The 12,820-nt window shown below is 61.6% G+C and carries 9 protein-coding genes and 1 pseudogene; 4 read left to right on the top strand and 6 right to left on the bottom strand.

The annotated features are described in order from the left end of the window. Positions 1 to 56 precede the first annotated feature (56 nt). From CAF53_RS24400 to CAF53_RS24385, 4 genes are all read right to left on the bottom strand, one after another. Complete coding sequence (locus CAF53_RS24400; protein ID WP_024310637.1) at positions 57 to 1,061, bottom strand: tyrosine-type recombinase/integrase; 1,005 nt, start codon at positions 1,059 to 1,061, stop codon at positions 57 to 59. Further along, entirely contained in the window at positions 1,058 to 1,972 is a 915-nt protein-coding gene (locus CAF53_RS24395) for a tyrosine-type recombinase/integrase (protein WP_011540751.1), read from the bottom strand. Before CAF53_RS24395 ends, CAF53_RS24400 begins: the two co-directional genes overlap by 4 nt. Further along, positions 1,966 to 3,513, bottom strand: coding sequence for a tyrosine-type recombinase/integrase (locus tag CAF53_RS24390; protein WP_011540750.1), 1,548 nt, complete (start codon positions 3,511 to 3,513; stop codon positions 1,966 to 1,968). The genes CAF53_RS24395 and CAF53_RS24390 overlap by 7 nt, the downstream gene beginning before the upstream one ends. Positions 3,514 to 3,658: 145 nt before the next feature. After that, on the bottom strand, positions 3,659 to 3,967 hold the full coding sequence (locus CAF53_RS24385) for a methylase (protein WP_100239889.1): 309 nt from the start codon (positions 3,965 to 3,967) through the stop codon (positions 3,659 to 3,661). Between the two features lie 148 nt (positions 3,968 to 4,115). Here CAF53_RS24385 and CAF53_RS24380 point away from each other — a divergent pair, with 148 nt between their 5' ends. The 3 genes from CAF53_RS24380 to CAF53_RS24370 are packed head-to-tail and all read left to right on the top strand — an operon-like array spanning position 4,116 to position 7,701. Next, positions 4,116 to 5,348 (top strand): site-specific integrase, encoded by a 1,233-nt coding sequence (locus CAF53_RS24380; protein WP_066704301.1) that lies wholly within the window; start codon positions 4,116 to 4,118, stop codon positions 5,346 to 5,348. Then, positions 5,345 to 6,700, top strand: a complete 1,356-nt coding sequence (locus CAF53_RS24375; protein ID WP_066704304.1) for a tyrosine-type recombinase/integrase — start codon at positions 5,345 to 5,347, stop codon at positions 6,698 to 6,700. Before CAF53_RS24380 ends, CAF53_RS24375 begins: the two co-directional genes overlap by 4 nt. After that, entirely contained in the window at positions 6,697 to 7,701 is a 1,005-nt protein-coding gene (locus CAF53_RS24370) for a tyrosine-type recombinase/integrase (protein ID WP_066704306.1), read from the top strand. The genes CAF53_RS24375 and CAF53_RS24370 overlap by 4 nt, the downstream gene beginning before the upstream one ends. 107 nt (positions 7,702 to 7,808) lie before the next feature. Here CAF53_RS24370 and CAF53_RS24365 read toward each other — a convergent pair. Both CAF53_RS24365 and CAF53_RS24360 read right to left on the bottom strand, forming a co-directional pair. After that, positions 7,809 to 9,944 (bottom strand): annotated as a pseudogene (locus CAF53_RS24365) (strawberry notch-like NTP hydrolase domain-containing protein); the annotation flags it as partial. A gap of 78 nt (positions 9,945 to 10,022) precedes the next feature. Next, on the bottom strand, positions 10,023 to 10,877 hold the full coding sequence (locus CAF53_RS24360; RefSeq protein WP_010124626.1) for a toprim domain-containing protein: 855 nt from the start codon (positions 10,875 to 10,877) through the stop codon (positions 10,023 to 10,025). Between the two features lie 643 nt (positions 10,878 to 11,520). On the opposite strand from CAF53_RS24360, the gene CAF53_RS24355 reads away from it, so the two are divergent. Then, positions 11,521 to 12,684, top strand: a complete 1,164-nt coding sequence (locus CAF53_RS24355) for a replication initiation protein (RefSeq protein ID WP_100239888.1) — start codon at positions 11,521 to 11,523, stop codon at positions 12,682 to 12,684. Positions 12,685 to 12,820: the final 136 nt, after the last annotated feature.

Raw genomic sequence — 12,820 nt, 5'->3', positions numbered from 1 at the left:
TTTCCATGATTTCACTCCAGATAATATGCGGGTTAGAGGGAGTGTTCGAAGACGGGTCAGGCCCGCCTTCGAACGTCGGTGAGCATTGTGATCAAGGCGTCGGAAGGCGGCTTGAAGCGCCCCGGCTTGATCGCAGGGGCACCGTGGGCTGCGAGAATCTGCAGCTTCTCTTCGGGATCGGCGCGCAAGTAGGTCTCGGTGCTCTGGATACTGGCGTGGCCGAGCCATAATGCGACCTTGCGAATGTCCCCCGTCGCCGCGAGCGTGTGCATCGCGCAAGAATGACGAAGCACGTGGGGTGTGACGCGCTTCCCAAGGATCGACGGCTGCTTCGTCGCTGCCGTCTTGACGTGCTCGGCCAATCGGAACGCAAATCCGTCGCGGGTCATCGGCTGCCCGTTGGCATTGAGGAAAATCTCGGTGACCTCAACTTGAGGCCGGATCGCAAGCCATGCGCGCAATGCGATCTGGGTCTCCTTCCACAGCGGCAGGACCCGTTCACGTCGCCCTTTGCCCATGATGTGCATGGTGGACAGGGAGCGGTCCGGGAAATCGCCCAGTTGCAGCGTTACGAGTTCCGACACCCTCAGTCCGCCAGCATAGGTAAGATGCAGCATCGCGCGATCACGGGTGCCGAGGCGTGTCCGGGGATCGGGTGTATCGAGCAAAGCCTTGATCTCGGCCCGGTCGAGGTAATCGATCAGCGCCTTGTCTGTCTTCTTGGTCGGGATTGCTCTGACACGGAGTGCCTGATCGAGGCAGGCTGGAATCCGGTACTCGATGTATCGGAAGAAGGATCGGATCGCGGCGAGCCTGCCATTGCGGGTCCGCACGCAGCTGCCGCGGCCGATCTCCACATGATCGAGGAAGGCCATGATCATGTCTGTGCCGAGATCCTCAACCTCGAGATCGGTCGGTCGGCGCTTCAGCCGATCGGCAGCGAACTGGACGAGGAGGACGAAGCAGTTGGCATAGGTCTTCACCGTGTGCGGGCTGACGGCGCGTTCGCGCGGCAGATGTTCCCGCAGATATGCCGAGAGATGGGGAGCAAGCGCCGTCATGCCGCTTCTCCTTGAAAAAGTTGCTCGCTTGCAGCCGCAATGTCGCGCAGCAGCACTGGCGTGGCTTCGAGATACCAGTACGTGTTGGCGATCGACGCGTGCCCCAGGTAGACACTGAGACCGGCCATGTGGTGGGCAATGGCCTCCCTGTCACGCGGGCAGGACTCAAGCGAGCGAACAGCGAACGTATGTCGCAGATCGTGGAGTCGCATGCCTGCCGTACCGGTTGCTCCACGATATCCGAGAAGCCGGGCCAACCTGACGAACACGACGTGGGCGCGCACCTTGTGCGGCGCCCGCCCCCGGATAGTGACGAACAGGTCATTACACTTGGCCGGGTGCTTCGCGCGGATCGCAATGTAGGCTTCGAGTGCTTGGCGCGTCGATGGCTGCAAGGCGATCAGTCGCTGCTTGCCGAACTTGCCGTTGCGGACGACCAGCCCATCCTCGACCAGATCGTTGCACTGTAGCGCGAGAGCCTCGGAAATCCGGAGACCTGTCGCCGCGAGCAGGCCGAACAGGTAATGGTACGTGTATGGGCTAATCGTGCCATGGGGCGGAACGTTCAATGCCGCCGCCATGATCGCCCGCACCTGGTCCGCTTCGATTATGGTCGGAGTGGGACGTGGCCGCTTCCCCCGGCCGAAAACGCCGACAGGCGGGACTTCGTTGTCTGGGTCCTCGGCATGAGCGAAAAGGCTGAAGTTACGAGCAGCGTCGTACCTATGGCGAGCCACGTTTTGCGAGCTTGCCGTGTGGCACCAGTCGTAGATGCGCTGCACTCGGGTGTGCCGGTCACCGAAGCGTTCAGCGAAAGCGGCGTATTGGCGCAGCAGTCGTTCCTGTTCCGAGAACTTCCGCCCCAAGCTGCGATACAGCGAGACGTATCTGGCAATCTGCGTGCTCAGCATGACGGTTCTCCCGGCCATGGCTGCGCGATTTTCATGAGCATCGGCAGGTCGACCTTGGCGTAGATGGCGGTGGTCTCGGGCGAGCTGTGGCGCAGGATCGTTCCAACGGACTCCAGCCCTGCGCCCGCGCGCAGCAAGTTGGTGGCAAGCGAATGCCGGAAAATGTGCGATCCGGTCGGCACGCCTTCGATCCCGCCGCGCTCATGCGTGCGTGCAACGATGCCGGCGATCTCCGCCGATGAGCGGAACGAACGGAACGGGGCTTGCGCGCGCACGAACAGATGCGGATCGGCGGTCTTGGGACGCGCCGTGGCAATGTAGTCCAGGATCGCGTCACCGACGTCCTGAGGCAATGGCAGGCGATCAGGCCGACGCGTCTTGCCCTTGACCGTCAGGTGGCCCGAGCGCCAGTCGATATCGTCGAGGTGCATATCCCGAATATCACCGGCACGCAGGCCAAGCCGGGCGAGCAGGAGAATGATGGCCTTGTCCCGAACTTCCACCGGGCGATCAGTCGGACATGCGCCGATGATCTGCTCGATCGTTGCCGGGTTAACGTGCCGGGGCAGCGTCGAAAGACGGTAGCGTTGCACTGATGGGATCGCGTGCAACAAAGCTGGACGGCAAATACCCTGCACGACCAGGAACCGAATATAGCTCCGTATTATCGTGACGAGCAGTGATGCCGAACCCGGCGTCTCCTTGCTTCGTTGTTGAAACGCCCGTCTGAGGACGGCTGCATCCCATTGTGAAGGCTCGCCGAGCATAGGCGCGAGCCGCCTGATATCGGCCCGGTAGCGCCGGATCGTCTCATCGGTCGCGCCGCGGTGTTGCTTGAGCCATGCCAGATATGCCGCCATGTGCGGGTCGTCATCCGACACCAGTTCGACTGAAGGGATGACACCGCGGTCGCGCAAGAACTCGACGAAGTGCCGAGCGCCTCGCCGCCGCCGCTTCGCGCCCGAGGCAACAAGCTTGCCTCGCTTGCGCCAGACCGGACATCGACAATCATGCGCGCCGTACTGGTCGATGATCGTGTCATCGATATCGGCCCATTGTCGTCGCGCAATGCGAAGCCAGGCCGCGAAATGCTCGGCCTCGGATCGATAGGACTGGGCCGGTCCTTGCGCGAGTTGCAAGCGATCGATCCCATCGAAATAGTCGGCGAGGTGCCGTGGCAGATCGTCGATCCCGTCGTCGACACCGACGTAGCCTTGATCCTCCAGGAAGCGGACGAAGCGCCTGACTCGCGCTGCAATGTCCGCCTTATAGACTGGCTGCTGCGCCGAATACCGGTGGCAACGGCACCGATGCTTCTCGAACCGCCGAACGGTCCGATCGTCGATCGTGCGGATCGCGATCCCATGCAGTTCCATCCAATGCAGGAAATGACGGGCCGCAGCGCCAAACAGAATCGCACTGCCTGACCTCTCGTCGAGCGACAGAGAGGAGAGGAATGCGGTGAGTAGAGCGTCGTGACTGGGCGGGTCTTCGACCCGGAGCCGGGCCGCTCGAAACGACAATAATGATCTTGATCGCATGTTGGTTCCTTCGACTTGTTCAGGTCGAGGGAACCGTAATTATCTGGAGTGAAATCATGGAAAACCGAAGGAAACCTGCGTCTCTCGCCGCCACGCTCGACATAAACTGCGACTGCAAAGAATATGTCTAATGTGGAGCTCCACATTACACATATTCGCGGGGAGACAGATCGATCTCCAGTTCGGCGCGTTCATCCGGACTGAGCGAACCCAGGCGCCGGTCGAGGATGGATTCGGCGGTGGTGACGAGTTGCATCACGACCGACTGGTTCGCCTTCAGGTGCTCCCGGACGGCGGCAATCACGGTTGGCAGCTTCATCGAGAGCAGCACTTGGCCGAAGAAGCGCTGCTTGGTGGACTCGAAGCGCGAGCGGGCGGAGGCTTTGGCCCCGCTATTAAGTGTCGCATTTTCCAGTCCGTCGACCACGCCCGTCAGTTCGAGCGCCCGCTCCATGTTCTGATGGATGATCGATTATCGCGAGGTAGCGATAATGCGCAGGAGCGCGGCATAGTCGCTGAATTCCTGCACTGTCGTGCGATCTTGCTGCACATTATTTTGATTGCGAACCTCGGTGGTCTCTGGACCAGCTGAGGAAACAATCATGTTGCAGACGCACGACGAATTGATCGCCGAACTCTCGAATTTGCTCACGGCGCAGAATTATAACCCGGTGGTTGTGGCGAACCATCGACTCTACGCGCGCGCATTTCTCGATTATCTGGCCGAGTGCGACATGCAGGTCGAGACTGTGACGCCTCAGCAGGTCGACCAGTATTTTTGCTATGCAATCCAGGATTTTCAGGCCCAGTATGGCCGAGTTCCCTGTCCGCGGTGGCACATGTTGCCCCGCACGTCAATCAACAAGCTCCTCCGGCTTGCTCAAGGCAAATGGCCGCCCGAGCCGGAGATAATCGAACCGGAAACTGTGTACCGGCAGGCGATCTGCTGCGAATACGAGGCATGGCTGCGCGACGAGCGCGGTCTGGCAAGCGCTACCATCGCGGCGCTTATGTGGGAGGCACGGAACTTCCTGCGATGGCAGTTCGAACGGAGCGGTGCTGCCAGCCTCGACACGTTGAGCATCGTGGAAGTCGATCTCTACATGGACATGCGCGCGCCTGGATTAAGGCGCAAATCATTGGCCGATGTCGCTGAGCGGCTCCGGTCGGTGGTGCGCTATCTGCATCGGACGGGACGCATCCCGACTGATCTCACGCCGCACATCATCGGCCCCATGCTTTACGCCTATGAAGATGTGCCCTCGACGTTGGACAAGAGCCAAATCGCCGCGGTGTTGGCGACGACGAAGAAGGACGGATCGCCGCGAGGAATGCGCGATTTTGCGGTACTTCAACTGCTTGCCACATATGGGTTGCGCGAAGGTGAGATATGCCGCCTTCGGCTTGAAGACGTGAACTGGCGCGGAGAATCCCTGCGTATCCGTCACACCAAGACCAATGCGTACTCCTACATGCCGCTATTGGCGCCGGTTGGTGAGGCGCTGCTCGACTATCTGCGTCATGGGCGCCCCCAGGTCGAGGGGCGGGAAATCTTCATCCGATCCTGCGCGCCCTACATCGCAATGACAAACCTGTACGGCATGATCCGCGGGCGGTTAGCAGCCGCAGGCGTCGAGCCGCCGGGAAAGCGAGGAGCGCATGTCTTCCGCCACGCGCGAGCGGTCGAACTACTGCGGGCGTCGGTCCCGCAAAAGATCATCGGCGACGTGCTCGGGCATCGATCAATCGAATCCACCAATGCCTATCTCAAGCTGGCGACAGATGATCTCCGAGCCGTGGCGCTCGAGGTACCCGGCTCGGAGATGCTGTCATGAGCGCCTGGCACGATCCCGATTGCACCGTTGTTGACGCCTTCCTGGAAAAATCGCAGTTCCGGCCGGGAAGCAGACCGACTTATCGCTGGTTCCTTCGCAGCTTCGAGGATGTAGCCCGACGTCATCCCGCGGTTGACCGGCAGATGCTCGACGTCTGGCTGAAGGAAATGGAAAAACGTTGGCGAATGCCGACGCTGCTCAACCAGGTCTGCATTGTCGATCGCTTCCTCGAACACCTCGTCGAAATCGGGCTGATCGCCGAGAATCCCGTTGCTGTGCTTCGTCGTCAGTACAACGCCAAACAAAACAAGCCGATCTGGCGGGCTCTCGCTTCCCCCAATCCCGACGAAGCCCTGGCCGCATTGCGACGGCCCGCGCCCTACGGCAGCGTGCTGGGGGACTTCATGCGCGAGCATGTCGCGTTGATGCGCAGCCGGGGCTATCAGTATGAGACCCAGGCTCACTGGCTATTGCGGTTCGATCGGTTCCTCCAGGCGAACCCCGAACTTGCCGGGGCATCGCTTGAGACAATGCTGGCGCGCTGGGCAACTGCCAAGCCGACCCGCAATCACGCGGCTGAATGTCAGAAGCTGGGGCGCATCCTGACCAAGGCGCGGTATCGCCTTGATCCCAGAATCCCGCCAAAACGCTTCAACGCCCGGCCAGAGCGGGAAGTGGCGCGCGAGCATCGACGGCCGCATATCTTCAGTCCGGCCGACGTCCGGCGGTTGCTCGATGTTGCCCGCTCGTATCCGTCGCCGGATGCTCCGCTGCGGCCTATGGTCCTCTACACGATGGTGGTTCTGGCCTATTGTGCCGGACTGCGCCGTAGTGAACTCGCCGGGCTTGATCTGGGTGACGTGGACCTTCAATCGGACACGATCACGATCCGGGAAACGAAGTTCTACAAGACCAGGATCTTGCCGCTAACCGGCAGCGTCATGGCCGAATTACGGGCCTATATCGATGCAAGGCGGCGCGCCGGCGCCCCGCAGGATCCGCGGTCCGGGCTCTTCTGGCACGAGCACTTCAATGATCGCTATACCCCCGTGACGGTCTCAACGATGATTACCAACGTCATGCGCCGCGCCGGGTTCAAGCCCCCGACGGGGCGGGCGGGACCACGCGTTCATGACCTGCGCCACTCGATGGTCGTGAACCGAATCCTTCAATGGTATCGATCCGGCGTCAATCCGCAGGACAAACTGCGCTTTCTCTCCACCTATATGGGGCACCGGGACATCAACTCCACGCTGGTCTACATCACTGTCACGCAGGACCTGCTGCATGAGGCAAGCGAGCGGTTCCGTACCGTTGGCGTCCGATGCCTCACAATGGAGGCGCGGCCATGACGAAGAGCAATCCGTTCCCCGCGTTGTTGCGGGCGTTCTTCCAGGAATGGTTGGCCGAGCAACGCAGTGCTTCGGTTCATACGATCCGGTCTTACCGCGACACCTGGCGATTGTTGCTTCGGTTTATCGCGGAGCGAAAAGGCGGCGGGGTTGCGCGGATCACGCTGGCCGATGTCTCGGCCGGCGAGGTGCGCGCGTTCCTCCATCATACCGAGCATGGGCGCAAAAGCACAATCGGCACGCGAAACTGCCGGCTCGCAGCGATCCGCAGCTTCTTCAGCTACGTGGCGGACAAGGATCCCGAATACATTGCGCAATGCGCCGAGGTCCTGACCGTCCCGCTGAAGCGGGAGCCCACCGCTGCACCCTGCTATCTCGAGACGGGGGAGGTCGAGGCGATCCTTGCTCAGCCCGACCGATCGACAATCGAGGGGATGCGCGACCATGTGTTGCTCTCGTTCCTCTACAACAGCGGCGCGCGCATCCAGGAAGCTCTCGACCTCTGTACCGACGCGATCCGGTTCGACGCACCGAACTTCGTGCGTCTTTACGGCAAGGGGCGCAAGGAACGCATCTGTCCGCTCTGGCCAGAAACAGTGACGTTGCTCCGGAAGTTGTTGGAACGCCAACCACGTGGGGCAGAAGAGCGAATCTTCGTGAATCGATACGGTGAGCCCCTGGGCGCCTCCGGGGTGCGGTTCAAGTTGGCCGCCTATGTTGAGGAAGCCGCCAAATCCATGCCGACGCTTCGGTCCAAACATGTGACGCCGCACAGCTTCCGGCATGCCACCGCCGTTCACCTTGTCGCTGCCGGGGTCGACATCACCGTCATCCGCAGTTGGCTTGGACACGTCAGCCTCGATACGACCAACCACTACGCACAGGCCAATCTGGAGACCAAACGAAAGGCGCTTGAACAGGTAGGCGCGCCGGCGGCGAGCAACGTCCCACCATCGTGGAAACGCGATGCCAGCCTGATGGAATGGCTCGACACCCTGTGAAATAATGCGAAGGACGTGGCGAAGTGTGCCGCCGCTTTGCGGGGCCGCGCCGCGCTCCTGCGCATTATCGCGACCTCGCGATAAGCCATCTTATGCGCAGCTGCGCATAAGACAGCCCAGGCGTCGGCGTAGGTGTCGTAGATCTCGATCTGGGCGGGGGTCAGCTCGTGCCGCAGGATCTCATACTCGACGCCAGCGAAGCTGAGGGCCCGGGCCACATAGAGACCCGTCGCCTTGAGGTCGCGCGCGACAAGCTCCATCGCTGCGATACCGCCTTTGCTGATCCCGCTGATGAATTGCTCGCGATCGGGAAAGGCCGTGCCCGGTCCCCATAGCCCGAGGCGCACGGCATAGGCGAGATTGTTGACGACCGACGCGCCGGTGGCCGAGGCATAGAGAATCCGTGCCGCCGGTAGATGGTTCTGTAGCAGCACCCCGCAGATGCCCTGCTGGGATCCGTCCTTGGCGCCAAGAGCCCCCTCCCCGCCTGCGACGCCGCCCATCTCATGAGCTTCGTCGAAAGCAATGACACCCTCGAAGTCAGCGCCGGCCCAATCGACGATCTGCTTCAACCGCGTCGAATCGCCCCGCATGGAGCGCAGGGTCGGATAGCTTACGAACAACACACCCTGATCGAGGGCGATCGGCTCATCGATTTTCCAGTTGGAAAGTGGCTGAATGTCACCGCTGAGCCCACCCAACGCCGTCCAATCGCGGCGCGCATCTTCGAGGAGAGGGGCGTTCTTGGAGACCCAGATATTGCGGCGACGGCCCTGCAGCCAGTTGTCGAGTATGCAGGCCGCAATCTGGCGTCCCTTGCCGGCGCCGGTGCCGTCGCCAAGAAAGAATCCTTTGCGATAAGTATGACCGTCCTCGGCGAGGATCAGGCCGACGCCCTCTTTGTCGGGTTTGAAGTTTCCGGGGATCCATTGAGCCCAGGCGTGGCCCGCATAGACAACGGTCTCGAGCTGCGAGGCCGATAGAAGACGTTCGCTGACGGTCCGTTCGGGGAGAGATGGCACGTAGTCCGGGATCGGTGCCGGGATCGACCCCATCGCAACGGATTCGACGAGGGCTGTCGGATGCTCACCAGCCTTGGCGAAGCTAATGCGGCTCGGGCGGTAGGGTAGATAGACGCCGGTCTGCTCGAGCAGCGGAGCAGCAACCTCGAGCTTCGAATATTCGACCGGTAGGACGTTGTTGCGTGTCGGGGCGTGATAGGCACGAGGCCCTGGTCGGCTGCTCTTGACCGCGCGGAAGAGGGCCACCCCCGTCGATCGCTTCGGAGCGGGCACCGCCACATTGGGCCGTGCGGACGATCGTTCGGGAATGACGAGGACATCGATGAGATCGGCGATCGACGCGCGCTGGATGACCGCGGGCGGCGATTTGCCCGGGACCTTGTCGATGACGAAGATGCGAACCGCGATCGAGGTCCCGTGCTTCTGGTAGCATTTTTCCAGGCGAATGGCGCTTCGGACGGTCACGTCGCGCAAAACGGTTTCGTACTGGTCGCGCATCCGGGCGCCCGGGCCAAACCAGTCGGGCATGATCGCAACCAGTCGGCCACCCGGGACCAGGCGACGCAGTGCCGCCTGCAGATGGCGAACAGCGGCATAGTCGTCAGCTCCGCGGCCGATGGACCGTGAGAACGGCGGATTCATAAGGATCAGCGTTGGCCGATCAAACGAAGCGAGTGTCGAGTTGATCGTTGCTCCATCGTGGCCTGTGACGATTGCCGAGGGGAAAGCGGCGTGAAGCCTGCCTCGACGAAGCGGGTCCAGTTCGTTGAGATGGAGCGCCTTGTGGGTCGGGAGCTGCGCGACCAGGAGCCCGTTACCGGCGCTCGGTTCGAGGATGACATCCTCCGGCTGCACGTCGGCCAGCAAAGTGAGGATGCCCGCGATATCAATCGGGGTCGAGAATTGCTGCCATTCGATCTGATTTTCGCTGCGGACGGTCTGGGTCGGCAAGCGCTCGGAGAGGGCGATCAGGGGACGGATATCCGCCATTCCGGAGAGAATTGACCCGCTTGCCTGCAGATGGATGGAAAGCGCGTGCTCGAGGAGTTCAAAGCTATCGCGCTGGGTCCAGTGACCATCGGCATCGGACCCACCGAAAGCCGCCGACATCGCTTGGTTTAGTACCCGGCGGTGGACGGGATCGCCGGACTGGAGATGAGGAAGGAGGAGGCGGACAGCCTCGCGATCAGCCTGGGCGGCCGTGTCGAAGAGATTGGACATTTTTAGAGGCTCCTGCGTGGCTGCACCTTCGGCAGCGACACATTCCCGGTCCCCCTCCCCTTTTCCGGCGCTCGGCGCCTAGATGCGGCGAAGCCGCTCGTTAGCATCAAGCGCCTTGGCCCAATCCTTGTAGATGGATGGTGGCGGCGCACGTTCGATCGAGAGACCTGGCCGGATGTAGCGCTGTTGAGCGTTGGCCGCGGCTCGCCGTCCCTCCAGATCGTTGTCTTCGGCAATCAGGAGCGTGGTGACGCTGGGAGGAATAATCAGTTGGTCGAGGCGGCGGGCCCCGAGCGATGCCCAGCACGGGATGTCGTGCATTCGGCTGAAGGCGTCCGCCGTTTCGAAGCCCTCGGCGATGGCGAGGATCGAACCCCCTGCCCTGCCCCGCCACGCGCCGCTGCCCGGGACGCCAAGCATGACCTTGCGCACATAGTCGGCGGACGCGGGGTCGAGGAAGATCCGCTGAATGGCGACGAGCTGGCTGATTTCGCGCACCGCGACGAGCAGAGCCGGTTGATAGACCGTTCTCGGCTTCGGCATATAGGGGCATCGCGGGTGATAGCGGACGTCGGGCGGCGCCGGAAGCAGATTGCGTCGATCCAGATAGCGCTCAGCAAGCGTTCCGGTAATCTCGAGAGCCTGGTCCCAGATGCGCGCGCCGGTCGAGGGTCGGTGGTACTGGCCTTCATCGGGAATCGGATAGTGATGGCCTGATCGTACACGCCTGAGTTCGCGGAGCACATCTTCACGGGCGCAGCCTGCGAAACAGGTCACGAGGATTCCGCGATCACCCTGTCTGATCGAGAGGCTTGGGTCGCTGTCGTTATGCGCGGGGCATCGGCACATAGCGACATAGCCGGACCATTTGCCGCCGAGGGTTCCGACAAGGTCGACGAGTTCTTGGGTCGGGCGCTTTGCTGTGAGGGGCATGGTTCATCCTCCTTGCTCGCCCACGGCAGCCCCCCTCCTCTCTTCCATCTGGAGCCATGGGGTCATCATGGCCTATCCTGAGGCGCGATCGTGGAGGTGGGGCGAGTCGGGGAGGCGTTCGCCGACTCACTTCTTTCAAATCACATTTTGAAAAACGCCCGGCGCGCCAGCGGCGGGGTGATTCTCAGATTCTAATGATTCATAGATTCAGGGAGAGCAACTGATTGTATTTGTTAAGGGAATTGACGTCATTCCTGACCTGATGGGGGCAATTGGCTGCCTTCTTGGGGGCTTTATCCTGTCGGCATGGGGGACTTATCCTGTCCCCTTGGGGGCTATCCTGTCCTCTTGGGGGAGGCCTTTCCAGGCACGGTAATGTGGGTATTTTCTTGCTGTTTGACCTGTCCAATTGGGGCGTGCCCTTCGGATTGTGCGACTCAGCAGAATCGCTGGAATTTCGACCGAGTCTGACAGCGATTCTATCCTGACCTCCTGGGGGCGATTTCCGCCAATTAGCCTGTCCTGACTTGACGAGCGAGGTCAGGACAGGCAACTTTCCCCGCAGATTGGGGTGAATCGCATGGGAGAACCAGCGGAAAACGAGCAAGACGTTGGCGGCGATGAAGTTTCGACCGCCCGGTCTATGCGCGTGGCCGCTGCCCTCGCCCGCAAAGGCGGCGACGAGTTCGTCAAACCCGGTAGGCTCGTCGAGGTTCGATTCGTCAAGGGCCAGTCTCTCAGTCTCACCTCCTCGCGCCTGCTGGCGCTGATGATCCTGACGGCGGGCGGCGATGCGTGGCAAGACATAACCCACCGGATGCGAAAGGCGGATATCCGCCGCGGCCACAAGGGCAACGAACGCATCGGCGATATGCTTGAGGAGCTTCATCGCACGCTGTTTGCCGAGGACGACAAGTCTTGGCGCGGGAAGCGGACAACCAAGCGTTTCAACCTGATCCAGGCTTCCTGGGAAGAAGTCGAGGAAGCAGGAGACGGCGGTAAGGAGACGGGCTGGATCGAATGGCAGTTCACGCCGGATGCTCGCCGCCTGATCCAGGAGTCCGAAACCTATGCGGTGATGAACCGTCAGGCCGTTCTGGGTTTCCGGTCGGCCTATGCGCTCAAGCTTTACGAGGAGGGTGCGCTTCGTCTGCATCGGCGCCAACCCGTGTGGAAGGTCGATATGGTCGGCCTGCGTGCGGCGCTTGGGATCGATCCGGATAAATACGGCGACTTCGCCCAGTTACGGCGAAAGGTCCTGACCGTTGCCAAGACAGAAATCGATCAGCTCGCCCATTACACGGTGGAGTGGCAGGAGATCCGACGCGGCCGCGCGGTAACCGAGATTGAGTTCCGTTTCGCGCCCAAGGACGCGCCTGCGCAGATCGCGACGGTCGATGAACTTGGTCGGCACTCAACCGGGCGGAAGGCGCGCCGGGAGGATGCGGTCGAAGAAGTCGTTGCCATTGAGAGCGCCCTCCCCCGCAGCGACGCAGTAGATAGTGCGGCGGTGGCTGACGTCCTCAAGCGCGTGACCGCGTCTCTTGCCACCCCAGAAAGTTCCGCTGGGGTGAACGCTGAGCCATGGGCGCGTTTCCCGCGGGGTAAGCTGCACTTCGGCGTGACCGAGAATGCGGCGCGCGAGATAGGGTTGCGCCACGGCGGTGGATGGGACGTCGACCTGATCGCAGACGCATACCGTGAGCATATGGGGGATCGTCTCAACACGCTCTCGGGGTCGAAACTCGAGAAGTCTTGGAAGGGATTCTGCGAGGCCTTCCTTACGCGCCGGGGACGGCCGATCTAGGAAATTGCACGCGTGCAATTTTCCCGTAGCCCCCACCGAGTCAGGATAGGGCCGCAGGAGGGCGAAAATACACGAATAGCGGATGCTCACTTTCGCAATTCGCGATTTTCTTGACCGAAAAGCGCAAGTTGAAGTA

This window comes from Sphingobium sp. LB126 (assembly GCF_002795205.1).
GTDB lineage: Bacteria > Pseudomonadota > Alphaproteobacteria > Sphingomonadales > Sphingomonadaceae > Sphingobium > Sphingobium chungbukense.
Note: the sequence above shows the minus strand (reverse complement) of the source record. Positions and strands in the feature narration are given on the sequence as shown.